A 22,996-nucleotide genomic window follows, 5' to 3' on the forward strand; every position below is an offset into this window, starting at 1 on the left:
GCAGCAGGTCGTTGTTCGTTGGCACTGACGGCACAATATGGGCGCCACCCACCTTGGACACGCCATGCCTGACCTGCACAGCCTCACTCACCAGACCGTCGGCCAGTACCTGAAGAACCATATCCGCACCGTGCCCGACTGGCCGGCCCCCGGCGTGCAGTTTCGCGACATCACGCCGCTGCTGCAGAACCCCAAGGTCTTTCGCGTGCTGATCGACGCTTTTGTGCACCGCTACATGGACGGCAAGCTCCGTCCCGACATCGTGGCAGGGCTGGATGCGCGCGGGTTCATCCTCGGCGCCGTCATCGCTTATGAGTTGAATGTTGGCTTTGTGCCGATACGCAAAAAAGGCAAACTGCCCTTCACGACCGTGCAAGAAACCTATGAGCTCGAGTATGGAAGCGCCACCGTGGAGCTGCATACCGACGCGGTCAAATCCGGCGACCGGGTGCTGCTGATCGACGACCTGATCGCCACGGGCGGCACCATGATGGCCGGCAAGAAACTGCTGGAGAAGTTGGGCGCCACTGTCACCGAAGGTGCGGCGATTGTTGACCTGCCCGAACTCGGTGGGTCAGAAAAATTGCGGGCAGCAGGGCTGCCGCTGTTCACCTTGATCGACTTTTCGGGGCATTGAACCGCCGGATGCAGTTCTGGAAACTACCCGGAGGGAACGAGTTCAGCTATAAAAATTATAGCTGCTTGCGCCCGCCTTCATTGGGCCTGAAGCCGATTGGTCTTAGATCTGAAGCCGAATCGGTCTAGTTCAGATCGCCGTACTGCGTGCTGCTCAGCGCTGGTGACGTGCTGAATTCCGGCGGCATTTCGGTGTCTTCAAAGCCCGTCAGCAGGGTGTATGAACGTGAGCGCGGGCCGCTTTGCACTTTGACCCCTTTTTCCGGCGTGACTGCAGGGCCTTGCGCGGACGCAGCAACCAAAGCTTGCTTGAAAGCGGCAACCTCGTCGGCCTGGATAGGCTCATAGCGCGGGGCGGCGGGTTTGACGGGCGCCCGGGTTTCTACATTGGCTTCAGCGTGTGCTACTACGGGTGCATGTACAACGGGTGCTGGTACAACAGGTGTTTGCACTGCCTGTGGAGTCGTCGGGGCCTGTTTGACCACGACCGCCATTTCCTCCAGGCGCCAGTACACAGCGGGCACCAAGATCTCGAAGCGCGCTTTGGCGTGCTGCGTGATCGATGCCTCAATTCCACTCAATTGCTCGGACGTGCCGCCAAATGCTTTTGCCAGGTCCATCATGACCAGGAATTCATTGCCGCTCTGGTCGAGCGAAAGAACTTTGAATTTGTAGCTGGCCGAAAGCACGCCGGAGCGGGTCATGGCCTCACGAATTGCTACATACAGCTGCTCGCGGCGGGCGTGACGCTTAAGTTTGCCGGAATCGGCGGGAGCAGGGTGTTCCGGGGAGAGTCGCTGGGGTGTGGACGTCGCAAATTTGTCGCGTCCGGCGGACGCGCGTTTTTGTTCGTCATTCGCAGCCGAGCCAGCTTGCTGCGGTTTGTCGGAAAACCAATTTAAGAAAGACATGGGCAATGTTCTCGTGATGAATGTTGATTTTCCGTCAATGCACGGAGTGAATCTGTAAGCAATATCGCAAACGGTTCAGCTGTTGTTTAGCAGCAAATCCTGTTGCCGACTTTATCGAAACACCCATGCAACTGTCTGGTAAAAAATCACGCCCGTCACGTTTTTGAGAACGCCTGTGACGCCCGAAAGTATTACGGCAGGGAGTCAGTTGTCTGATGATGCCGGTGCACCCGAGAGAGGGGCGACGCTCAGGTCACGGCGACGCGCTTGGGACGGTTATAGAGTCGTTTGGCCATGACCGACCCCATTGCCATGGTCAGCTCCAACGCGATGGGGCTGTGGCGGTTTGCCAGCTCAAGGAACCGCATCGGGGTGAGGCACCATAGCTTGCAGGGCGTCGACGCATGCACCGTGGCACTACGCGGCATGTGCGAGAAAAATGCGCCCTCACCAAGCACGGTACCCGCACCCACCAGTGCCATTCGCACGCGGGCCTTTTCGTCTTCGTAATGAACGCTGAGCGTGCCGCTTTCCACAAAGTACAGCGTGCGGTCCAGCGCGCCCTGTTCCATCAGCACCTGGCCACTGTTGAGGGCGAAAGGCTGCATGTAGCTGGCCAGGATGTCCCAATGCGGCTGGTTGAATTGACAGCGCAATGCGTCACTGGCGTGGCAGTGAAGAATTGCCTGGGCAAGGCCCTGAATGTCAAAACGGATGGCGGCAGGTAGTGGAGCGTTCATAGTGGGACGGAAGATACCTTCGCACTACACGGCCCGCAAGAGATGTTAACGGCCCCTTACACCTGATACAGGAAAGCCGGAGTTGTAATTTCCCCTCGACAGAACGCCATTTTTGACTGTTTTGGTGCGTTTTTCGCGGCACGGCGCCGCTTGTCCCCAGACGGGGCCCGCCTGTCGCCGGTTTACTACTTTCCAATACAGAATCTGGAAAAAATTTCGCCCAACAAGTCGTCCGGCGTGAACGCACCGGTGATCTCGCTGAGGTGAAGTTGCGCCTGGCGCAAATCTTCAGCCAGCAGGTCCAGAGCAGGGTGCCCCGCGCGAATCTGTGCGTGAGCTCTCCCGAGTTGTTCGGCGACCTGCTGCAGGGCACGCACGTGGCGTTCGCGGGCCATGAACACGCCTTCAGGGGCGGATTGCCAGCCCACGACCTGCAACAGTTGCTTGCGCAGCGCCTGCAGGCCGTCGCCGGTTTTGGCGGAGATCAGAACGCCGCCGCTGATTGTGCCCAGCACGTCCGCGTCAGCCGCGTCCGACTTGTTCCAGACGTCGACGATGGGAGTGTTGCGCGGCAGCTCACGGCTCAATACTTCTGCGATGTGTGCGTCGGCGGCCAGGTAATCGGCGGCATGCCGGGTCAGGTCATGCAGGAAGAGCACCGCGTCGGCGCTGGCGATTTCAGCCCACGCGCGTTCGACGCCGATTTTTTCCACTTCGTCGAGTGCCTCGCGCAGGCCGGCTGTGTCCACCACATGCAGTGGCACGCCTTCAATCTGGATCAGCTGCGAAACCTTGTCGCGTGTGGTGCCGGCAATCGGCGTGACGATGGCGAGTTCAGCGCCGGCCAGCGCATTGAGCAGCGAACTTTTGCCGGCGTTCGGCTGGCCCGCGATCACCACCTTGATGCCTTCGCGCAGCAAGGCGCCCTGAACCGCGCGCTGCATCACGCCGGCCAGCGTCACCTGCAGGCGCTCGAGCTGTCCCTGCGCATCTGCCTTCTGCAGGAAGTCGATGTCTTCCTCGGGGAAGTCCAGCGTTGCTTCGACCAGCATGCGCAGATGAATCAGCTGCTCCAGCAGCGTGTTGACCGCCAGCGAGAATTCACCCGACATTGAACGCGCGGCCGATCGCGCGGCGGTCTCAGTGCTCGCGTCGATCAGGTCGGCAATCGCCTCGGCCTGCGCCAGGTCAATCTTGTCGTTGAGGAAGGCACGCTCGGTGAACTCGCCCGGTTGCGCCACACGCAGCCCCGGCACGGTTGCCGAGCCGGTTACCGGGTCGGGTGTCGCACCGGCCTCGAGGCATCGCGCCAGCAACAGTTGAAGCACAACAGGGCCGCCATGCGCTTGCAGCTCCAGCACATCTTCGCCGGTGTAGGAATGGGGCGCCGGGAAGTGCAGGGCGAGCCCCTGGTCGATGGCCACTCCTTGCGCATCCCTGAAGGGTAAGTAAGTTGCCTGGCGCGGTTGCAGCTGGCGGCCGCAAATCGCTTCGACAATGGGCGCGATGTGCTGGCCGGACACCCGCACAATGCCCACCGCACCGCGCCCGGGCGCAGTGGCAATGGCAACGATGGGGTCGTGGTGTCGGGCCAGCATGGTGGTAGATGTTAAGGGGCAAACCGGATATTGGCGCTATGGCGGAGAGCGCCGCAGCCAAAGCCAGTTTCCCAAGAAAAAGGGCCGCGAAGCGGCCCAATTTTTATTCCGTGTCCGCCTTATTTGAACTTCGGCAGGTTGAACTGCGGCGGCACGCCCATGCGCGTGTTGATCACCCATTGCTGCGCGATGGACAGGATATTGTTGGTAATCCAGTACAGCACCAGGCCAGCCGGGAAGAAGAAAAACATCACGCTGAAGATCAGCGGCATGAACCACATCAGCTTGGCCTGCATCGGATCCGGCGGAGCGGGATTGAGCGCCGTTTGCAGCATGGTCGTCAGGGTCATCAGCACCGGCAGGATGAAGAACGGATCCGGCGCCGAGAGGTCATGAATCCACAAGACCCAGGGTGCATTGCGCATCTCGACGCTGGACAGCAGCACCCAGTACAGCGCAATGAACACGGGGATCTGGATCATGATCGGGAAGCAGCCGCCCATCGGGTTGACTTTTTCTTCCTTGTAGATTTTCATCATCGCCTGCTGCATTTCCTGCGGCTTGTCTTTCAGGCGCTCACGCATTTCCATGATCTTCGGATTGATCGCCTTCATCTTGGCCATGCTGGCATACGCCTTGGCATTGAGCCAGTAGAACGCGATTTTCAGCAGCAGCACCAAAGCCACGATGGACCAGCCCCAGTTATGGAGGAAGCCGTGCAGCTTGTCGAGCAGCCAATACAGTGGCTTGGCCAGGATGGTCAACCAGCCGTAGTCCTTCACCAGCTCCAGGCCTGGTGCAATGGCTTCCAGTGTTTTTTCTTCCTGCGGGCCGACGAAAAATTTCGCCTCAACCGACTTGGTCGTGCCTGCCGCGATGGTGTCCAGCGGCGTGATCATGACGACGGAATACAGGTTGTTGGCGACCTTCTGGAACAACAGGTCGCGCTTGAGGCCATCCGGAAGAATCCAGGCGGTTGCAAAGTAGTGCTGGACCATGGCGATATAGCCATTGGTGGCCTGCTTTTCGACATCAACCTTGTTGTTTTCGATGTCCTTGAATTCCACCTTTTGGTATTTCTTGGCTTCGGTATAGATCGCCGGGCCGGTAAAGGTGGAATAAAAAGAAGACTCTCCGGGCGGCTTGTTGCCGTCACGCACAAGCTGCAGGTACAGCTGCGGCGACACCGCGGCTGTGCCGGTGTTGACGATGTCGTGGCGCACTGCGATGTCGTACGCGCCGCGTTTCAGGGTATAGGTCTTGACCAGCTTGACGCCGCCGACTTCCGCCGACTCAAACTTGATCTGCAGTTCGTCCTGGCCGTCTTTCAGAGCCCGTTCGCCTGGAACCACGGCCATTGGCGTTTTGTGGGTAGGAAAGCCCCCGGTAGTGCCGGGTGCCGTAACAAGGCCCGTCTGCGCCACATAAACACGGCTTGCGCTTTCGTCCATCAAGACAAAACCTTCGGCCGTATGCGCCTGGTCCTTGTACTTGACGAATGCCGAGTGCACCAGGGTGCCGCCTTCGCTGTCAAAGGTCAGCGTGAGCACATCGGTATTCACAACGAAGCGTTCTTTGGCGGTCGACGGGGCGATCGATGGAGCGCCTGCTGGCACGGCGCCGGGCGTTGCGTTGGCAGCCTGCGGTGCGGGCACGGAAGAAGCCGTGGTGCCGGCCGCTACAGGTGCAGAGGAACCAGCGGCCGGCGCCTTGGCGCTTTGCGTTGCTGACGGGAAAAAGGTCGCCTTGTGGCCGTTATATACCTGCCACTGGTCCCACAAAAGGACCATGGAAAAACCAAAAATCACCCACAGAATGGTGCGGCGGATGTCGTTCATGACGGCGTCTTTTTAGAAGGGGTGGAGGCCACGGGGGTGGCCAGGCGGGAAAAGAGGGGAACAGGCGGCACCGGGTCGTGCCCGCCATCGCACCAGGGATGGCAGCGTACCAGCCGGCGCAAAGTGAGGTAGCTGCCGACTGTCGCGCCGTGCTGCTGCAGGGCCTGCAGTGAATAGGCGGAACAGGTCGGCTCAAACCGGCAGGCTGAGCCCAGCCATGGGCTGAGCAACAAGCGGTAGCCTTTGACCAGGCCAATCAGCAGGGTTTGCGGCAAACGGAAAAGTGGTGCCAGCGCGGCAAAAGCGGAACTCATGGCGCCTTGGCTCCTGCCTGCATCAGCGCCAGCACTTCGGTGCGTACCGCCAGCTTGAGCTGCTCGGACGTCGCGCTGATGAATTCCTTGCGCGAAAAATCACGCCGCAAGCGGACCACAAAAGCAGCCTGAGGATACTGATGCGAAAAATCAGCGCTCACGGTGTAGATCTGTCGTTTGATGGCGTTACGTGTGACGGCGCGTTTGGCCCAGCGTTTGGGAACCATGGCCCCAAGCCAGACATCCTGTACGGGAAACAGCGGCTTTGCCGCGATCACATCAGCCAGCTTGCCTGGCTCAGCTTGCACGGGCTTTGCGTCCAGCGCATTGCGGTGCAATGCGAAGTGCGTTGTCTTTGCAACAATGGCGCCGGCAAGAACTGCCTGGAACTGGGGTCGGGTTTGAAGCCGTTGCACGAGCGCCAGGCGTCAGTTTAAAAAACTGCGAATGGCCAGCAGAAAACAGGCTTATACGGCCAGGCGCTTGCGGCCTTTGGCGCGGCGTGCAGCAATCACTGCGCGGCCGCCACGCGTTTTCATGCGGGTCAGGAAGCCGTGCGTACGAGCGCGTTTGACTTTGGATGGTTGGTATGTGCGTTTCATGATTGAGTCCTACTAGCCGGTCAGCTACAAAGCTTTCCCCTTTGCCGTTACCTTGCCTTAGTTATAAGACACACTGCTTTGGGCGATTCGAATGATCTTGGTGGCCGTACAACACAACCATCTCTGCAAGTCTTCAAGGCAGGCAAAACCCGCCGCGAATCAGGGAAACCCATGATTATCGCAGATTTCCTAACGCTGGCAACAAGTTAGCCTGCCCATTTGGGGTAAAGGCTGAGATGCGGCGAACCGGGTCGCTACATACCCCAAACCAGTGCCCAAAATAGGTTGAAACCCGGATCAATTATTTTGTGGATAACTCCCCGTCCGGACTACAATTGCCGGTGCTCAAAATTAACAATATCCACAAGCAGCTCACCGCTGCCGGGCGCCTCTTGCCAGGCCAGCAACCCAGTCAAAACCAGCCATGAGTGAGGCATCCGTCCAAAACCTGAACCAGGACTTGTGGCAAAGCTGCGTCGACCACCTGGCCCAGGAATTACCTGAACAACAGTTCAATACCTGGATCCGCCCCCTACTGGTCGAGGTCGCTCCCGACCTCACCAAAGTCACCGTTTTGGTGGGTAACCGGTTCAAATTGGACTGGGTTCGCGCCCAGTATGCCGGCCGCATTTCGGCCCTGCTCGAGAAGATTTCCGGGCAGAGCATTCCCCTTGAGTTAGCACTTGCTCCGCGCGAAGCGCCCGCCAAATCTTCTTCTTTGGTTCGCAGCTTTGAGGGCTCCGGTGTTCCTGAGCCCGTCGGCCTGGGTGTTCCCGAAGAAGCCGCCGGCGCGCCGTTCAAGAATCGGCTCAACAGCGCGCTGACCTTCGACACCCTGATTGAAGGCACGGCCAACCGCATGGGCCGGGCCGCGGCGCTGCATGTTTCCAGCAGCCTGGGCCAGCTTTACAACCCGCTTTTTATCTACGGCGGCGTCGGTTTGGGCAAGACCCATTTGATGCACGCCATCGGCAATAAATTGCTGTCGGACAACCCCGCCGCCAAAGTTCTCTACATCCACGCTGAACAATTTGTTTCAGATGTGGTTAAAGCTTACCAGCGCAAGACTTTTGATGAATTCAAGGAGCGTTATCACTCGCTCGATTTGCTGCTGATTGACGACGTCCAGTTCTTCGCCAACAAGGACCGCACCCAGGAAGAGTTTTTCAACGCTTTCGAGGCCTTGCTGACCAAAAAGTCGCACATCGTGATGACCAGCGACACTTATCCCAAGGGTCTGACGGATATCCACGAACGCCTGGTCTCGCGCTTTGATTCCGGCCTCACCGTCGCCATCGAGCCGCCTGAGCTCGAAATGCGCGTTGCCATCCTGATCCGCAAGGCCGAGGCCGAAGGCGCCTCCATGCCCGAAGAGGTCGCCTTCTTCGTCGCCAAGAACGTCCGTTCCAACGTGCGTGAGCTCGAAGGTGCCCTGCGCAAGATCCTGGCGTACTCACGCTTCAATCTCAAGGAAATCTCCATCCAGCTGGCCCGTGAGGCCCTGCGTGACCTGCTTTCCATCCAGAACCGGCAGATCAGCGTCGAGAACATCCAGAAGACAGTCGCCGACTATTACAAGATCAAAGTGGCCGACATGTATTCCAAGAAGCGGCCTGCCAGCATTGCGCGGCCGCGGCAGATTGCCATGTACCTGGCCAAGGAACTCACGCAAAAGAGCCTCCCGGAGATCGGTGAGCTCTTTGGCGGGCGTGACCACACCACCGTGCTGCACGCCGTGCGCAAGATGTCTGCAGAGCGCCAGCAAATGACAGAGCTCAACCAGCAGCTGCATGTGCTTGAACAGACCCTGAAAGGCTGAGGAACAGCCTCCATGCGTCCCATGAACCCCACGAACCCTCTAGCGCCCGGTTTTCACGGTGTTTTACAGAGCCCAGCCACCCTCACAATAACTTTGGGGACAACTTTTGAACAACCCATGGCTTATCCACAGAAGCAGATGACAATCGAAAGTTGTTCATATTCAGCAGTGCAGTTCAGGGGCGTCTGAACACATGGTTAAACAAACGCCAAGTGGTTGATCAAAAAGGGGAAAATGGCACTATCCACAGATGGGCGCCACCCTTATCTACTACTACTAATTTGAATTAAAGAATTAAAGATATATACAGAGGAAGTCATGATCGTTCTGAAAGCAACCCAGGATAAAGTTTTGTCGGTACTGCAGTCGGTGGCCGGTATCGTTGAGCGCAGGCACACCTTGCCCATCCTTGCCAACGTGCTGATCCGCAAAACTGGCGCCCAGCTGCAGCTCACCACGAGCGATCTTGAAATCCAGATCCGCACCACCGCCGAGCTCGACGGCGACGCCGGCAACTTCACCACCACCGTGGGTGCCCGCAAGCTCATCGACATCCTGCGTTCCATGCCCAGCGACCAGACCGTCTCGCTCGAGTCGTCGCAGAACAAGCTGATCCTCAAGGGCGGCAAAAGCCGCTTCACCCTGCAAACCCTGCCGGCCGAAGACTTCCCCCTGGTGCAGGAAGCCGCCAATTTCGGCCCCAGCTTCTCGGTGCCGCAAAAGGTTTTGAAAGAGCTGCTCAACCAGGTCTCGTTTGCCATGGCGGTGCACGACATCCGCTACTACCTCAACGGCATCCTCTTCGTCGCCGAAGGCAAGCAGCTGAGCCTGGTCGCCACCGACGGCCACCGCCTGGCCTTCTCCTCGGCCACGCTTGACGTTGAAGTGCCCAAGCAGGAAGTGATCCTTCCGCGCAAGACGGTTCTGGAAATGCAGCGCCTGCTCAGCGACAAAGAAGGCGCCATCGAAATGCAATTTGCCGGCAACCAGGCCAAGTTCAGTTTTGAAGGCATGGAATTCGTCACCAAGCTGGTCGAAGGCAAGTTCCCCGACTACAACCGCGTGATTCCCAAGAACCACAAAAACATCATCACCCTGGGCCGCGTGCCCCTGCTGGCCAGCCTGCAGCGCACCGCGATTTTGACCAGCGAAAAATTCAAGGGCGTGCGCCTGAACATCGAGCCCGGCACCCTGCGCGTGGCTTCCAACAATGCCGAGCAGGAAGAAGCCGTCGACGAGCTCGACATCGACTACGGCGGCGACGCCATTGAAATCGGCTTCAACGTCACCTACCTGATCGACGCGCTGGCCAACATGGACCAGGACATGGTGAAGATCGAACTGGCTGATTCCAACAGCTCCGCGCTGCTGACCATCCCCGACGATGCAGCCTTTAAATACGTGGTGATGCCGATGCGCATTTAACGCGCTGACCACACGCTAACCAACAACCAGACCCGCGACTCTCCGCGGGTTTGGTCATTCAAGAGATTGAAGAAATCGAAGCAATTCGAGAAAAGATCGGAAATAAAGCTGGCTATGACTGAAGAAAACACACCGAACGAAGCCGATCAGGTAAACGTCAACGACGGCGCCGCAGGCGAGGGAAGCTCCAATTTCCAGCCCAAGATCGACACCAACCAGGCCGGCGCGTCCGAAGCCTATGGTGAAGGATCCATCCAGATCCTGGAAGGCCTGGAGGCCGTGCGCAAGCGCCCCGGCATGTACATCGGCGATACGTCCGACGGCACCGGCCTGCACCACCTGGTGTTTGAGGTGGTCGACAACTCGATTGACGAAGCCCTGGCCGGCCATTGCGACGACATCGTTGTCACCATCCACACCGACAACTCCGTCAGCGTCACCGACAACGGCCGCGGCATCCCGACCGGCATCAAGATGGACGACAAGCACGAGCCCAAGCGCTCGGCCGCTGAAATCGCCCTGACCGAGCTGCACGCCGGCGGCAAGTTCAACCAGAACAGCTACAAGGTGTCAGGCGGCCTGCACGGTGTGGGCGTGAGCTGCGTGAACGCACTCAGCAAGATGCTGCGCCTGACGATTCGCCGTGACGGCAAAGTGCACGTGATGGAGTTCTCACGCGGCTTTGTGCAAAACCGCATCATCGAACAAGTCAACGGGGTTGATGTGTCGCCGATGAAAGTCATGGACGACACCGACAAGCGCGGTACTGAAGTTCACTTCCTGCCCGACACCGACATCTTCAAAGAGAACAACGATTTCCACTACGAAATCTTAAGCAAGCGGCTGCGCGAGCTGAGCTTCCTGAACAACGGCGTGCGCATTCGCCTCAAAGACGAGCGCAGCGGCAAGGAAGACGACTTTGCCGGCGCCGGCGGCGTGAAGGGCTTTGTTGAGTTCATCAACAAAGGCAAAACGGTTCTGCACCCCAACGTGTTTGCCGCCATGGGTGACCGCGCCAGCGACCAGGGCACCAACATCGGTGTTGAAGTTGCCATGCAGTGGAACAGCGGCTACAGCGAACAAGTCCTCTGCTTCACCAACAACATTCCCCAACGCGACGGCGGTACCCACCTGACGGGCCTGCGCGCCGCCATGACCCGCGTCATCAACAAATACATCGACGACAGCGAGCTGGCCAAGAAAGCCAAAGTTGAAGTTACCGGCGACGACATGCGCGAAGGCCTGTGCTGCGTGCTGAGCGTGAAAGTGCCTGAGCCAAAATTCTCCAGCCAGACCAAAGACAAACTCGTTTCCAGCGAAGTGCGCGGCCCGGTTGAAGACATCGTGAGCCGTCTGCTGCACGACTACCTGCAAGAGCGCCCCAACGACGCAAAAATCATTGTCGGCAAGATCATCGAAGCTGCCCGCGCCCGTGAAGCTGCCCGCAAGGCGCGCGACATGACGCGCCGCAAAGGCGTGCTCGACGGCATGGGTCTCCCCGGCAAGCTGGCTGACTGCCAGGAAAAAGACCCCGCCATGTGCGAGATCTACCTGGTCGAGGGTGACTCCGCCGGCGGCTCTGCCAAGCAGGGCCGCGACCGTAAATTCCAGGCCATCCTGCCCCTGCGCGGCAAGATCCTGAACGTGGAAAAAGCCCGCTACGAAAAGTTGCTGACCAGCAATGAAATTTTGACGCTGATCACCGCACTCGGTACGGGCATCGGCAAGGCCGGCGGCATTGGCGGCACGCCAGGCACTGATGACTTCAACGTCGCCAAGCTGCGCTACCACCGCATCATCATCATGACCGATGCCGACGTTGACGGCGCCCACATCCGCACGCTGCTGCTCACCTTCTTCTATCGCCAGATGCCTGAGCTTGTTGAGCGCGGCCACATCTACATTGCGCAGCCACCGCTGTACAAGGTCAAAGCCGGCAAGGAAGAGCAGTACCTCAAAGACACCGCAGCGCTAGACGGCTTCCTGCTGCGCATTGCGCTGAAAGACGCCTCTGTGCAAACCGGCGCTGAAGGCAGCACGGTATTAACGGGCGAGACGCTGGCCGAACTGGCCCGCAAGCACCAGCTGGCTGAATCCGTGATTGCCCGCCTGCGCGGCTTCATGGACGCAGAAGCCCTGCGCGCCATTGCCGACGGTGTGAGCCTGAACCTCGACACTGTGGCCGACGCTGAAGTGTCAGCCGTCACACTGCAGGCCAAGCTGCGCGAGCTCAACACCACCGGCGCCCCCGCCGAAGTGGCCGGCGAGTTTGACACCCGCACCGACAAACCCATCTTGCGCATCAGCCGCCGCCACCACGGCAACGTCAAGAGCAGCGTGCTGACCCAAGACTTTGTGCATGGCGCCGACTATTCCACCCTGGCCGACGCAGCTGCCACCTTCCGCGGTTTGATCAGCGAAGGCGCAAAAGTCATGCGCGGTGAGGGTGAACGCCAGAAGGAAGAAAAGATCGGCGACTTCCGCCAGGCCATGGCCTGGTTGATTGGCCAGGCTGAAAACGCCACCGCACGCCAACGCTATAAAGGCCTGGGCGAGATGAACCCCGCCCAGCTGTGGGAAACCACCATGGACCCGACCGTGCGCCGCCTGCTGCGTGTACAGATCGACGACGCCATCGAAGCCGATCACGTGTTCACCATGCTGATGGGCGACGAAGTGGAGCCACGCCGCGAGTTCATTGAACAGAACGCCCTGCGCGCCGCCAACATCGACGTCTAAGCGACCACCCAGTTCTTACTTGACACCATGACCGAAGAAACCAAAACAGCAGAACGCCCAGCGCTGCCCGACCACCTCTCGACCGACGAGCGCAGCCCGCATTTCGTCAGGGCCATCTTTGAGCACGACATCGGCATCCGCTTTAACGACAAAGAGCGCAACGACGTTGCCGAGTACTGCATCAGCGAAGGCTGGATCAAGGTGCCCGTCGGCAACAAGGTAGACCGCAAAGGCAACCCGCTGATGATCAAGCTCAAAGGACGCGTTGAGTCGTTTTATAAATAACTGAACAGGTGAACGCCGCTGGTTCAGTCAGTCTTCAACCCGGCATTGATCAACACCATGAAGCTTCAACCTCCCGCAGGTGAACTTCATGGTGTTTTTCATTGGGGCCGTCACATCATATAAATCATGACCCGCATCGCCGTCATCGACTTCGAAACCACAGGCCTCTCACCGGCCATGGGCGACCGCGCCACCGAAGTCGCCATCGTCATGGTCGAACACGGTCAGGTCGTCGGCAGGTTCCAAAGTCTCATGAACGCAGGCCGCTACATCCCGTCCTTCATCGAAAGCCTGACGGGCATCAGCAATGCCATGATCGCCGTTGCACCCGCGGCGGAGAAAGTCATGGCCGAAGCAAATCGCTTTGTCGGCAACGCACCCATGGTGGCGCACAACGCCTCTTTTGACCGCAGGTTCTGGGAGGCTGAGTTAAGCCGGGCAGGGGAGGCCGCGACCCAGCCCTTTGCCTGCACCATGCTGGTCGCCAGAAGGCTGTATCCCCAGGCACCCAGCCACAAGTTAGGCGTGTTGATTGATTACCACCGCTTGCCCAAAGCCGGCCGGGCCCACAGGGCCATGGCCGATGCGGAGATGGCGGCATCGTTGCTGGGCCAGATTCAGGACGACCTACGTAGTCGCCACCGCGTGACCCAGCCCGACCACGCCTTGCTGTTGGCGCTGCAGCGTTGCGCTAAGCCTGCTGTGCCGGCGCGCTGATGTCTAAGTACGCTAACGCGTGAGGATGGGGCTTGCGACAGCTTGTAGGCGGGGGGGTCTGGGATTACTATGCTTTAGTCGAGCAGTTGAGGTTCTCCCTTTGGGCGTGGAAAAACTTATTGTTCGATATCTCCGCTCCAATTCCTGCACTCTCTCGTGTCTCTGTGAGCAACGAGAGGTTCTAAGGGCATTCTGCTGATGAGCAAACTGAGTCAGTTTGAATTAATTTTGTGAGCAGGGCGCGTAGAGGCGTAATTTCTGGATGGGTCAAAGTGGTGATATTTCCATTGGAATAGTTCACCGATAGTTATAAAAGCTCGTCTTTAGACAGCTTAAGAGGAGGACTATGAGCGCAGTGATGGTCGGAGATCTTCGATATGAAGGATTGCTCCAAGCTGCGGCAGAGCCATCTCGCGTCAATAGTCTGACTCATGGGTTCTATAGGTATCCGGCTAGATTTGGTGAACGCTTTGTAAGAGAAGCCATCAGTAGTTTTTCTCGCCGTGGGGATCTTGTCTTTGATCCCTTCTGCGGTGGTGGAACAACCGTTGTTGAAGCCCTCTCCCAAGGGCGCATGGCTGTGGGGTCGGACCTAAGTGAACTAGCTCTATTTATTGCTGCGGCCAAAACTAGTCCGTTGAGTGAGAGTCAGCTGAATCGAGTGGCTGAATGGCTGGCGGTCACAACGACCGACATAGCTCCGTTGCTTTGCTCATCAACGGAAGCAGAAGGGAGTCTGAGAGGAGTACCAGGACTCCACAGAAATCTGATTGTGAACTTATGTTCTTTGATAGCGGGCTTGCCCAGAGGCGCCGTCCAGAGATTTGCTCGAACAATGCTGTTAAGAACAGCCCAATGGGCGCTAGATGGTAAGGAAGAGGTGCCCACGCCTACTCAATTTATTCAGCGAATGCAGCTCTCTTTTGAGGTCATGCGCCGAGGAATGATTGAGTACGTGGATCAATTGCAGGCGGTGGGCTGGGATAAATCAGAGACACGGAAAAATACACATCTTTTCTTAGCCGACGCAAGAACAATCTCAAGAAGTAGCCAAGGACTGGGTGGTAGAGCCGCCTCATTGGTGGTGACGTCGCCCCCGTATCTTGGTGTCCACGTTCTATACAACCGTTGGCAAGTGAGTGGACGGCGTGAAATAACGGCGCCTTTTTTCATCGCTCAAGTAAACGATTTGGGGGGAGCATCGGCTTACACGCTCGTTGATCGGAAATCGACCAATACCAAACAATACTTCGATGCAATTGAAAAAAGCTTTGCCAGCGTCGCGGGAGTTTTATCCGCTAAGGCTCATGTCATCCAGCTGGTGTCATTTGCGAATGCGAATGACGCGTTACCTAGATATCTAACTAGCATGAAAAATGCGGGTCTGGATTTATGTGATGTTTACGTATCGGATGCGCGGGAACTGAAATGGAGATCGGTTCCTAGTCGTCGCTGGTATGCCCGTGTTGGCGCAATTAATGATTCTTCTGCAGCAAATGAGGTCCTGTTAGTGCATCGCAAACGGAGGTGATCCTATGAGCGCGCTAGATACCCGCGATCTTTTTAATCGCTTGCTTCTGTGCCAGAAAAGCCAGGAAGTGGAGCAATTGTTAAGTGAGCTAGGAGATGGTGAGGGTATCGGTCTCGAGGAACCATTCGGACCTAATCAGCTTAAATGGACGGCATTCGGCGGGACGGCTTCCAACATTTCCACGGTTGGTATCGCAACGAAGCCCGGAAAAAGCCTTACTGAACGTTTGACAAACGCTATGGATGCTTTGCTTGAAGATCGAGCGGAAGCTGCAAACATCGGTGTATTACCAATGTCTCCTCGTGAGGCCGCACAGACCTGGTTCAAGCGTCCTATAACTGGACCGGACACCGGCCTCTTTCAGGCAACCAATTTAGGCATAGATAGAAAGATCGCTCTGGTGTTGTTGGAGAGTGGCGAGGAAGAGCGCCCAACAATTGACGTACTTGATCAAGGTGTGGGACTTCGGCCTGAACAACTGCGCACGACCATACTTAGTCTTCAAGGGCAAAACAAAATTAAGAAGCGGCATCAGATCGGCGCGTTTGGGCAAGGAGGAGCATCAACACTTGGCTTTGCTGACTATGTCTTCATTGCTTCTAGATATAGAGGAGATACGAGCCGAATAGGGTTCACAGTAATTCGAGTGTTGAGACTAGACACTACTTATAAAGAAGATTGCTATGCCTATTTGGTCACCAGTGATTCGTCTTCGTTAGAGACGAAGGCCGAAGCCAATGAAGAGCAGCTGGCTATTTACTCTCCACTTGTAGCTAATGCCCCGACTTTTAGCAAGGGGACGTTAATTCGCCATTTTGGTTACAGACTGTCTGGCGTTGCTAAGGCGCTTAGCCCGAGTCCGGGGAATCTCTACCATTACTTGCATTACAGCCTACTAGATCCTTTGCTGCCATTTCGAATTTGGGACATGAGAAATCCGGCGGCTCATAAAGAGGAGTATGTAGGCGGTAGTCGCAATAGGCTGATGAGACTAGTCAACTCCAAGAACCCTGAAGGTGAAGTTGGTGGTCGAGTCCAAGTGAGACACCATCGGCCGATGGAATTTATCGTGCCGTCAGGTGGAGATGTGCCGTGCATAGGTGTGGAGTATTGGGTTGTCTTTGCTTACCGGAAGAGAGACAAGGACGGCAGTGACGAGATATTGAGAGGAAATTCTGCAGAGCTCTTTGTTCATGCCCACTTTCCTATCATCGGGACCCTAAATGGTCAGACACAAGGCGAGTTGTCTGGCAGTATTTTTCGCGAACTTGGGCTTGTATTGTTGTCTCGCCATATCGTCGTACACATTGATGCATCTGAAGCTGATAGCGGTATACGAAGGCAATTGTTTTCTACGAGCCGCGAGGGCTTTAAAGAAGGGCCCGTGTTGGATTCGATAGTTGTGAATCTCCGCAGGATGTTGGAGGAAGATGTCGCGCTCGCTCAGGCGGAGCAAGAGCTGACAGAGCGATTGGTAAAACGAGAAACGGCCTCTACGAAAGAGGAGGTTAGACAACAAGTTACTAAACTGCTTAAAGAAGTTGGACTTGACATCAGTGAAAGCGCTAAGGCAGACGTGGCTGGGGATGGTGATCGCAAAGGCGTCGTGAAGGAAAGAAAACATGGTTATGTCAAACACGATCCATTGGAAACGTTACCTTTCCCGCAGGTTACTTTTCTGAGATTTGCCTCTCCTGATCAGCACCTAGAGGTATCGCTTCAAGACAGCCAGTTGGTTTTGCTTGAAACTGATGCCGATGCGGAGTTTGATCGACGTGGCTTACTCGCGATTAGAAGCAGCGACGACATCCTAGAAATAGAGAGCAAAGCCAGACTTGCAGGCGGCCGGGTTCGGTGGCGTCTAAGGCCCTCTAGTAAAGCGATAGTCGGACAGACAGGCGAAGTCACAGCGTCGATAACAAAACCAAATGGAGAGCAAATAACAGCATTGATTTCGTTCGAGGTTTTAGCGCCGAAAGAGCGCCCAGTGAAGACTGGGAAAACCTCGGTACCTCCGTTTGAAATTAAAGCGATTAGCCCGTTGGATGAAGAGGATTGGGAGCGCTTGTGGCCAGAGGACATGGGAAACAATGAAAAGCAGATTCAACATGCGTATAAGGCCATTGAAGCAGGGGGGAAAACATGGGTCTACTACTCAACTGTTTTTCCGGCGTACAGCCATGCGATGGAAAAGCTGAAGACCAATAAATCAGAATTAGTCCACGCTTATGGGACCTCGTACGAAGTTTGGATCGCGTATCACGCTATTTTGCAGAAGCAAGCAGAGGCCAAGCCCGAGTATCACAGTGAAGATTCCGAGAAACTAATCTCGATACTTGATATGGAGAGGGCTGTGGTAGCTACGATGCAAGTTAAGCAAGCGCTTCAATTTGCAGAGACGTGGAAAAAAGGGTTAACAGCTGGTCATAGCTCTTGAATGAAGCGAAGCTACACAACTTCTGAGGTCCATATGGTGAAGAAAAACGATTTGCAAGGTTGGGTGGTTGAAGTGTTAACGGCCAAAGGCGGCAGCGCGACGCTCGTTAGTGTTGCAAGGGAAATTTGGATCAATTACGAAGGGGCGCTCCGTCTCTCAGGCGATCTTTTCTATACATGGCAATACGATATGAGATGGGCCGCGACACAGTTACGTGAAAAAGGGGTGCTTAAAGCTGCAGCCCTTTCGCCCGCTGGGGTGTGGGAGTTGCAGCGCTAGTTCCGCGACGCATCAATAGGCTTCGCAGAACTGAGGGCTTCATTGCCAGAGGCGATCTGGCTGGTTAAGCTTTTTTTTCTCAATCAACAAGGATCAAGCCCATGCCCAACACCCCCTCCCTGCCCGAAAGCATCATGTCCCACGTCTCCATCGGCACCAACGATTTCCCACGTGCCAAGGCGTTCTATGCCGCTGTGTTGGGCGCGATGGAGATCAAGGTGATCATGGAGCACCCCGGTGCCGTGGCATTCGGGCGGGCGTATCCAGAGTTCTGGGTCGGCGTGCCGCACGACGGCGGCAAGGCGCATGTGGGCAACGGCTCGCACTTTGGCTTCCTTGCCGTGTCGAAGGCGCAGGTGGATGCGTTTTATGCCAGGGCGCTGGAGATGGGTGGGCAGGGTGATGGTGCGCCGGGCCCGCGGCCTATGTATGGGCCGCAGTATTACGGTTGCTTTGTACGGGACCTGGATGGCCACAAGATTGAGGCGCAGTTTTCGGATACCTCTGCGGGTTGATGTAACGCCAGCCTTAAGCCAAATGGGCCGTTGGGACAAGCGGAACGTGCGCGAGCAGCTATTTAATTCATAGCAAGCGGGGTTGCTTTCCCTTCGCCTTGTCGCGCTTGGGTACGGGGCGCTGTCTGACATGGGCGGGCATTCGGGGTTTTCAGAATGGTTGTTACGCGGGTTGGTGTTGCCTTTGTTTGCACGCTGGCCTTTGTTCAACCCCTTTATCTGGAGACAGACCATGCCGAACAAACAGAACGCCAAAAACAACCAGGACCAGCAGAACAAACAACTGGCACCGCAGGACGCGCGTAACCAGGCCGATGGCGCGATGGAGCAAGACAGCACCCCCAAAGCATCAGGCCACGGCGGCAAGGTTGAAAACGACTTCAACCAGATGGGTGAACAAAAACCCACGCAGAAGAACGAAGGCCAGCGCACGGCCAACAGCCGCAGTGACCGGGAGTCGCATGTGGGCGGCAGCAACCAGCTGCAGTCGCGCCGCGGCAGCACGGGGCGCTGACGTGGCTGCGGACACGTTCAGCCGCGCGGCGGGGGTGAAGGCCGGCCTGTTTGATCACCACAGCGGCGACCACCTGACGCTGGACAGCGCGAAAATTTACTTTGAAGTTCACGGTGATGACGCCGACCCGCCGCTGCTGTTTCTGCACGGTGGGCTGGGCACGATGAAGGACTTCAACAGCGCCCTGCCGCTGCTGCAGAAGCGCTTCAGGGTGATCGGCATCGACAGCCGGGGCCACGGCAAGTCAACCCTGGGCACGGCGGGCGTGACCTACCAGCGGCTGGCGCTTGACGCTGCCGCTGTGCTGCAGCACCTGGGCATTGACCGCTGCAGCGTGGTGGGTTTCAGCGACGGCGGCATCACGGCGTTGCGCATGGCCGCAGTAGGCGGGTCGCCCGTCGACAGGCTGGTTGCCATTGGCACCGACAAAATGCTCAAGGCCGACGACCCGGTGCGCAAGCTGCTGGGTGGCGTTACGGCGCAAAGCTGGACCCAAAAATTCCCGGAGTCGGTTGCGCTGTACAACGCGGTCAACCCGCAGCCCGACTTTGCGGCGCTGATTGATGCCGTCGTGCCGATGTGGCTGGACGACGGCCCCAGCGGCTACCCGGGCGAGTGCGTCAGGCAGATCCGTTGCCCCATGCTGGCGATTCGCGGCGATGAAGACCACCTGGTGTCACGCGCCAGTGTGTTTGAGCTGGCGGAGCAGGTGCCCGGCGCGAAGCTGCTGAACATTCCGTTTGCCGGCCATGAGGCGCACAAGGACCAGGCCGAAGGGGTGATGGCGTGCGTGAACCGGTTTCTGGAATGAAATAACGGCCATTTTCATCACGAAAAGTGGCTGCAGCCCAGGCAGGACGTGCGCGAGCAGCTATCAATACCATAGCGCCTGGCGCTTTCGGCACTGGCGCTGTGCGCGTCTTTACCTGCCGTTGAGGCATTTCCTTACAAACCGCAACTTGGCAGACGCATGGCCCTAAGTTTGGCGGCGCAGGATGAACGCTTGTTTTTTTCTGCGGGGCAACCACCTGCAGACATCGCCAAGAAAGGCCGCCATGAAAAAGATCGCCGACTTCCTGTTTCACCCGCGCTATTTGCGGGCCATTCCTTCGCTGGTGGTGCTGACCACCGCCATGGCCTGGAGCGTGGCGCCGGACCCGGATGCGGTGGACACCGTGCAGAAGCGGGCGGGCGTGAGCTTGTCGCTCAACCACACCGCCGCGGGCAACAGCCCGAACGGCAAGCTGCTGGACAAGCCCGAACAGGCTTGAGCGCAGCCCAGGCGGTCGTAGCGCGCTAGGGCTTGGCCGCGGCTATCCAGCGGCTGATCTTGCCGACCACCTCGGCCTCTATGCCGTTATAGCCGTGGTACGCCATGGCCTCGCAGGGGTCGCCCCGGCTTTGGCCGCCGGTGAAGGTCAGCAGCTCGGCCTTGGGTGTTTTGGCGAGCTTGTTCATCAGCTGCGGCATGTCGCTGAAGGCGCAGAGTTTGCAGCCGTCTTGTTCGTGGTGCACCACCAGCACAGGAATCGTCAGTTTCTCCAGCGGCATTTTGGGCACGGCGCGGCCGGTGTTGTCGGTCAGCATGGTGGACGTGAGCACGATGCCGTCGGGGCCGCCTTGCGCCGGTGCCGCCTCGGTAGCGATGTAGGCGGCCGACTGGGTGCCGCGGCTGGTGCCCACCAGCCACACGGGCCCGGGCGCCTGCTGCCTGAGCCAGGCGATGACGGCCAGCACGTCGGCGGTGTGTTCGGGCGTTTGCCGGTTGCCCGACAGAAACGGCGGCGACTGTTTGTCTGACGGCGCATCAATCACCGCCACCGCAAAACCGGCGTCTGCAAACTGCTGGCGCGTGCGCACAAGGAAGTTGCCACCCCGGGCGAAACCACCGCTGTCGTTGATTTGCAAACCGCCATGGCCACCGGCGAACAGGATGACGGAGGCTTTGGGCGTGCTGTTCGGCTTGGTCGGACTGGGGGATGCGGCCGCTGCGATGTAAACAAAGCGCTGGGTGACACCCGGGCGGGTGGGAATGTCGACCACGCGCGGAGTGCTTTGCGCTTGCGCGTTCCCGGCCACGGCCATGCACACCAGCAGGAAAGCGGGCAGTGCGTGGCGCAGCCACAGGTACCGTGCGGGTGAATGCGACGTCATGGTGGGGTTTCTGTGAGGGCGTTCCGGGATTTATTTAAAGAAAATAGGGCTGCAACCCAATCAGAACGGGCGCGAGCAGCTATCAAAGCAATAGCGCGCGCGTTGAACGCCGCTGGCGCGCCGGTGCTTCATGGCGCTGTCGCGGCTTTGATCCACTGCACCATCGCCTCGCTGGCCACGATGGGGGTGGTGAGGTGGTTGGCCTTGACTTCGAGGTACTGGCTTTTGGGATTGGCGGGCAGCTTGTCGGCAAAGTAGGTCTTGGCGAATTTGCTGATCCAGTCTTCGTCGCCCACCACCGTGAGCACCGGCGTGCCGGGCGGGATGCGGGGCGCGGTCACGCCCATTTCGGCGTCAGAGGCGGGGTCGAAGTAGCTCAAATAGTCTTTGGCGGTGGCCGCCACGGGCAGCTGCTTGCCCTGGTTGATGTCGGTAAAGCGTTCGCGCGAATCGCCCTTGCCGTCGGCCACCAGCTTGCGGGCTTCGTCGACGCTTTCGCGCACTGTGGTGTTTTGCAGGACGCGGTAGTAGCTCACGGGCACGTGGCCGGGCGCCAGCAGCACCAGGGCCTGCACGTCGCCACCACGCGCGGCAAAGCTCATGGCGGCGGGCACGCCAATGCTGTGGCCGGCAATCACGATCTTCGTTGCGCCCTGGCTGCGCAGGGCTTTGACATGCGTGGCCATCTCGGCCATGGCCTTGTCCCAGTTGCCGTCCAGGTAGCGGGTGCGCGACCAGGGCATGTCGGGGAAAAGCACCACCATGCCTGCGCCTTCCAGCACCGGCTTGATGCGGCTCATGTTGGGGTCGTTGTTGCTGCCGGGGTTTTTGCCGTGCAGCATCAGCACGCCGATCTTGGGGTTGGCGTCTTGCGCGTGGACGGCGCCGGCCAGCAGGGCTGACGCAAAAAGAAGGCCGATGGCCATCAGGCGGTGGAACGGTCTGCGGTGCATAAAGCCTTTCGGGCGGTGGCGGCGGTGGCGGGTGGGGCGGGTTGGATCGAGGTCGGGCCCAATATAACCCCGGCAAACCGCCGCGACAGCCGGGTTTGCACGCAGGGGCCGGGCTTCCTACAATGGCACGATGAACGCCGTCATGCCGCAAACCACCTCCAACGCCCCGGCAACCCCCTTGCTGGCCAGTGAACCTGACCGTGCGGCTTACCGCGACTACGCGCAGCCCGGCCTGGACCGGGTGAGTACGTTCTACCGCAACAACCACCAGAACCAGACCTACGATTTTGTGCGGCGCAAAAAAGCCGAGTGGCTGGCGTTTTCGCAGCGCGAGATGACACCGTGGGCCGCGCTGGAGTTCCTCAACACGCTGGTGGACGAATCGGACCCGGACATCGAGTTGCCGCAGATCAGCCACCTGCTGCAAACCGCCGAGGCGATTCGCGCCGACGGCCACCCCGACTGGTTTGTGCTGACGGGTTTTATCCACGACCTGGGCAAGGTGCTGTGCCTGTTCGGCGAGCCGCAGTGGGCTGTGGTGGGCGACACCTTCCCGGTGGGCTGCAAATTTTCAGACCGCATCGTCTACCCCGAATACTTTGACCTGAACCCCGACAGCACGGACGCGCGCTACAACAGCGAGTACGGTGTGTACGCGCCGGGCTGCGGGCTGGACGCGGTGCATATGTCGTGGGGGCATGACGAATACCTGTACCAGCTGCTGAAAGCACACCTGCCGCTGCCGGCGCTGTACATGATTCGCTACCACTCGTTCTACGCCTGGCACCGTGAGGGCCAGTACCGCCACCTGACGGACGCGCAGGATGCGGCGCATATGGAATGGGTGCAGAAGTTCAACCCCTACGACCTCTATTCCAAGAACGACAGGCCGCCGGTGCTGGCCGAGCTCAAACCGTATTACGACGATTTGATGGCGAAGTACCTGCCGGCGCAGCTCAAGCTGTAGCCGTTCCGAAGGCGGTAAAACC

At 58.2% G+C, this 22,996-nt stretch carries 23 protein-coding genes; 14 read left to right on the forward strand and 9 right to left on the reverse strand.

Features of this window, described 5'->3' with window-relative positions:
* Nucleotides 1-64: 64 nt before the first annotated feature.
* Entirely contained in the window at nt 65-637 is a 573-nt protein-coding gene (locus AC1D1J_RS15830) for an adenine phosphoribosyltransferase (RefSeq protein WP_477688217.1), read from the forward strand.
* A gap of 124 nt (nt 638-761) precedes the next feature.
* Here the strand turns inward: AC1D1J_RS15830 and AC1D1J_RS15835 are convergent, their stop codons facing one another.
* From AC1D1J_RS15835 to rpmH, 7 genes are all read right to left on the reverse strand, one after another.
* Nucleotides 762-1,547, reverse strand: coding sequence for a hypothetical protein (locus AC1D1J_RS15835; protein ID WP_477688218.1), 786 nt, complete (start codon nt 1,545-1,547; stop codon nt 762-764).
* A 248-nt stretch (nt 1,548-1,795) separates the two neighbouring features.
* The gene (locus AC1D1J_RS15840) at nt 1,796-2,287 is read right to left on the reverse strand and encodes a Crp/Fnr family transcriptional regulator (protein ID WP_122954706.1); all 492 of its coding nucleotides are present in this window, start codon (nt 2,285-2,287) and stop codon (nt 1,796-1,798) included.
* Nucleotides 2,288-2,472: 185 nt separating this feature from the next.
* Complete coding sequence (gene mnmE, locus AC1D1J_RS15845; protein WP_477695198.1) at nt 2,473-3,885, reverse strand: tRNA uridine-5-carboxymethylaminomethyl(34) synthesis GTPase MnmE; 1,413 nt, start codon at nt 3,883-3,885, stop codon at nt 2,473-2,475.
* Between the two features lie 119 nt (nt 3,886-4,004).
* Nucleotides 4,005-5,723, reverse strand: coding sequence for a membrane protein insertase YidC (gene yidC / locus AC1D1J_RS15850; RefSeq protein WP_477695199.1), 1,719 nt, complete (start codon nt 5,721-5,723; stop codon nt 4,005-4,007).
* Nucleotides 5,720-6,037 (reverse strand): membrane protein insertion efficiency factor YidD, encoded by a 318-nt coding sequence (yidD, locus tag AC1D1J_RS15855; protein ID WP_457281895.1) that lies wholly within the window; start codon nt 6,035-6,037, stop codon nt 5,720-5,722. The genes yidC and yidD overlap by 4 nt, the downstream gene beginning before the upstream one ends.
* Nucleotides 6,034-6,453, reverse strand: coding sequence for a ribonuclease P protein component (locus tag AC1D1J_RS15860; RefSeq protein ID WP_477650022.1), 420 nt, complete (start codon nt 6,451-6,453; stop codon nt 6,034-6,036). Before AC1D1J_RS15860 ends, yidD begins: the two co-directional genes overlap by 4 nt.
* 51 nt (nt 6,454-6,504) lie before the next feature.
* Nucleotides 6,505-6,639, reverse strand: a complete 135-nt coding sequence (gene rpmH / locus AC1D1J_RS15865) for a 50S ribosomal protein L34 (protein WP_007862708.1) — start codon at nt 6,637-6,639, stop codon at nt 6,505-6,507.
* Between the two features lie 424 nt (nt 6,640-7,063).
* Between rpmH and dnaA the strand changes: the two genes are divergently transcribed.
* From dnaA to AC1D1J_RS15925, 12 genes are all read left to right on the forward strand, one after another.
* Nucleotides 7,064-8,458: a chromosomal replication initiator protein DnaA gene (gene dnaA / locus AC1D1J_RS15870; RefSeq protein ID WP_457281893.1), complete on the forward strand. Its 1,395-nt coding sequence runs from the start codon at nt 7,064-7,066 to the stop codon at nt 8,456-8,458.
* Nucleotides 8,459-8,776: 318 nt separating this feature from the next.
* Nucleotides 8,777-9,883, forward strand: a complete 1,107-nt coding sequence (dnaN, locus tag AC1D1J_RS15875) for a DNA polymerase III subunit beta (RefSeq protein WP_457281892.1) — start codon at nt 8,777-8,779, stop codon at nt 9,881-9,883.
* A gap of 114 nt (nt 9,884-9,997) precedes the next feature.
* Nucleotides 9,998-12,622, forward strand: a complete 2,625-nt coding sequence (gene gyrB, locus AC1D1J_RS15880; RefSeq protein WP_477695200.1) for a DNA topoisomerase (ATP-hydrolyzing) subunit B — start codon at nt 9,998-10,000, stop codon at nt 12,620-12,622.
* Between the two features lie 27 nt (nt 12,623-12,649).
* Entirely contained in the window at nt 12,650-12,907 is a 258-nt protein-coding gene (locus AC1D1J_RS15885) for a DUF3297 family protein (protein ID WP_092129824.1), read from the forward strand.
* Between the two features lie 126 nt (nt 12,908-13,033).
* Nucleotides 13,034-13,624: a 3'-5' exonuclease gene (locus tag AC1D1J_RS15890; RefSeq protein ID WP_477695201.1), complete on the forward strand. Its 591-nt coding sequence runs from the start codon at nt 13,034-13,036 to the stop codon at nt 13,622-13,624.
* Between the two features lie 346 nt (nt 13,625-13,970).
* On the forward strand, nt 13,971-15,155 hold the full coding sequence (locus tag AC1D1J_RS15895) for a DNA methyltransferase (protein WP_477695202.1): 1,185 nt from the start codon (nt 13,971-13,973) through the stop codon (nt 15,153-15,155).
* Nucleotides 15,156-15,159: 4 nt separating this feature from the next.
* The gene (locus AC1D1J_RS15900) at nt 15,160-17,592 is read left to right on the forward strand and encodes a hypothetical protein (RefSeq protein WP_477695203.1); all 2,433 of its coding nucleotides are present in this window, start codon (nt 15,160-15,162) and stop codon (nt 17,590-17,592) included.
* A 33-nt stretch (nt 17,593-17,625) separates the two neighbouring features.
* Complete coding sequence (locus AC1D1J_RS15905; protein WP_477695204.1) at nt 17,626-17,871, forward strand: hypothetical protein; 246 nt, start codon at nt 17,626-17,628, stop codon at nt 17,869-17,871.
* Nucleotides 17,872-17,972: 101 nt separating this feature from the next.
* Nucleotides 17,973-18,386, forward strand: coding sequence for a VOC family protein (locus AC1D1J_RS15910; protein ID WP_477695205.1), 414 nt, complete (start codon nt 17,973-17,975; stop codon nt 18,384-18,386).
* Between the two features lie 322 nt (nt 18,387-18,708).
* Nucleotides 18,709-18,900 carry a hypothetical protein gene (locus AC1D1J_RS15915; RefSeq protein WP_477695367.1) on the forward strand — a complete coding sequence of 64 codons (192 nt, stop codon included), beginning with the start codon at nt 18,709-18,711 and terminating at the stop codon, nt 18,898-18,900.
* A gap of 1 nt (nt 18,901) precedes the next feature.
* Nucleotides 18,902-19,711 (forward strand): alpha/beta fold hydrolase, encoded by an 810-nt coding sequence (locus AC1D1J_RS15920; protein WP_477695206.1) that lies wholly within the window; start codon nt 18,902-18,904, stop codon nt 19,709-19,711.
* Between the two features lie 244 nt (nt 19,712-19,955).
* Nucleotides 19,956-20,171 (forward strand): hypothetical protein, encoded by a 216-nt coding sequence (locus tag AC1D1J_RS15925; RefSeq protein ID WP_457281884.1) that lies wholly within the window; start codon nt 19,956-19,958, stop codon nt 20,169-20,171.
* A 25-nt stretch (nt 20,172-20,196) separates the two neighbouring features.
* On the opposite strand, the gene AC1D1J_RS15930 is transcribed toward AC1D1J_RS15925, so the two are convergent.
* Both AC1D1J_RS15930 and AC1D1J_RS15935 read right to left on the reverse strand, forming a co-directional pair.
* Complete coding sequence (locus AC1D1J_RS15930; RefSeq protein ID WP_477695207.1) at nt 20,197-21,054, reverse strand: alpha/beta hydrolase; 858 nt, start codon at nt 21,052-21,054, stop codon at nt 20,197-20,199.
* A 128-nt stretch (nt 21,055-21,182) separates the two neighbouring features.
* Nucleotides 21,183-22,007: an alpha/beta fold hydrolase gene (locus AC1D1J_RS15935; RefSeq protein WP_477695208.1), complete on the reverse strand. Its 825-nt coding sequence runs from the start codon at nt 22,005-22,007 to the stop codon at nt 21,183-21,185.
* A 130-nt stretch (nt 22,008-22,137) separates the two neighbouring features.
* Between AC1D1J_RS15935 and AC1D1J_RS15940 the strand changes: the two genes are divergently transcribed.
* Complete coding sequence (locus AC1D1J_RS15940) at nt 22,138-22,974, forward strand: inositol oxygenase family protein (RefSeq protein WP_477695209.1); 837 nt, start codon at nt 22,138-22,140, stop codon at nt 22,972-22,974.
* Nucleotides 22,975-22,996 lie beyond the last annotated feature (22 nt).

It is taken from the genome of Polaromonas sp. P1_F8 (assembly GCF_056405635.1).

What these genes read in the sequence shown, in the direction of transcription:
- AC1D1J_RS15830 (WP_477688217.1), top strand. Translation starts at nt 65, where the DNA reads ATGCCTGACCTGCACAGCCTCACTCACCAGACCGTCGGCCAGTACCTG.
- AC1D1J_RS15835 (WP_477688218.1), bottom strand. Translation starts at nt 1,547, where the DNA reads ATGTCTTTCTTAAATTGGTTTTCCGACAAACCGCAGCAAGCTGGCTCG.
- AC1D1J_RS15840 (WP_122954706.1), bottom strand. Translation starts at nt 2,287, where the DNA reads ATGAACGCTCCACTACCTGCCGCCATCCGTTTTGACATTCAGGGCCTT.
- mnmE (WP_477695198.1), bottom strand. Translation starts at nt 3,885, where the DNA reads ATGCTGGCCCGACACCACGACCCCATCGTTGCCATTGCCACTGCGCCC.
- yidC (WP_477695199.1), bottom strand. Translation starts at nt 5,723, where the DNA reads ATGAACGACATCCGCCGCACCATTCTGTGGGTGATTTTTGGTTTTTCC.
- yidD (WP_457281895.1), bottom strand. Translation starts at nt 6,037, where the DNA reads ATGAGTTCCGCTTTTGCCGCGCTGGCACCACTTTTCCGTTTGCCGCAA.
- rpmH (WP_007862708.1), bottom strand. Translation starts at nt 6,639, where the DNA reads ATGAAACGCACATACCAACCATCCAAAGTCAAACGCGCTCGTACGCAC.
- dnaA (WP_457281893.1), top strand. Translation starts at nt 7,064, where the DNA reads ATGAGTGAGGCATCCGTCCAAAACCTGAACCAGGACTTGTGGCAAAGC.
- dnaN (WP_457281892.1), top strand. Translation starts at nt 8,777, where the DNA reads ATGATCGTTCTGAAAGCAACCCAGGATAAAGTTTTGTCGGTACTGCAG.
- gyrB (WP_477695200.1), top strand. Translation starts at nt 9,998, where the DNA reads ATGACTGAAGAAAACACACCGAACGAAGCCGATCAGGTAAACGTCAAC.
- AC1D1J_RS15885 (WP_092129824.1), top strand. Translation starts at nt 12,650, where the DNA reads ATGACCGAAGAAACCAAAACAGCAGAACGCCCAGCGCTGCCCGACCAC.
- AC1D1J_RS15890 (WP_477695201.1), top strand. Translation starts at nt 13,034, where the DNA reads ATGACCCGCATCGCCGTCATCGACTTCGAAACCACAGGCCTCTCACCG.
- AC1D1J_RS15895 (WP_477695202.1), top strand. Translation starts at nt 13,971, where the DNA reads ATGAGCGCAGTGATGGTCGGAGATCTTCGATATGAAGGATTGCTCCAA.
- AC1D1J_RS15900 (WP_477695203.1), top strand. Translation starts at nt 15,160, where the DNA reads ATGAGCGCGCTAGATACCCGCGATCTTTTTAATCGCTTGCTTCTGTGC.
- AC1D1J_RS15905 (WP_477695204.1), top strand. Translation starts at nt 17,626, where the DNA reads ATGGTGAAGAAAAACGATTTGCAAGGTTGGGTGGTTGAAGTGTTAACG.
- AC1D1J_RS15910 (WP_477695205.1), top strand. Translation starts at nt 17,973, where the DNA reads ATGCCCAACACCCCCTCCCTGCCCGAAAGCATCATGTCCCACGTCTCC.
- AC1D1J_RS15915 (WP_477695367.1), top strand. Translation starts at nt 18,709, where the DNA reads ATGGAGCAAGACAGCACCCCCAAAGCATCAGGCCACGGCGGCAAGGTT.
- AC1D1J_RS15925 (WP_457281884.1), top strand. Translation starts at nt 19,956, where the DNA reads ATGAAAAAGATCGCCGACTTCCTGTTTCACCCGCGCTATTTGCGGGCC.
- AC1D1J_RS15930 (WP_477695207.1), bottom strand. Translation starts at nt 21,054, where the DNA reads ATGACGTCGCATTCACCCGCACGGTACCTGTGGCTGCGCCACGCACTG.
- AC1D1J_RS15935 (WP_477695208.1), bottom strand. Translation starts at nt 22,007, where the DNA reads ATGCACCGCAGACCGTTCCACCGCCTGATGGCCATCGGCCTTCTTTTT.
- AC1D1J_RS15940 (WP_477695209.1), top strand. Translation starts at nt 22,138, where the DNA reads ATGAACGCCGTCATGCCGCAAACCACCTCCAACGCCCCGGCAACCCCC.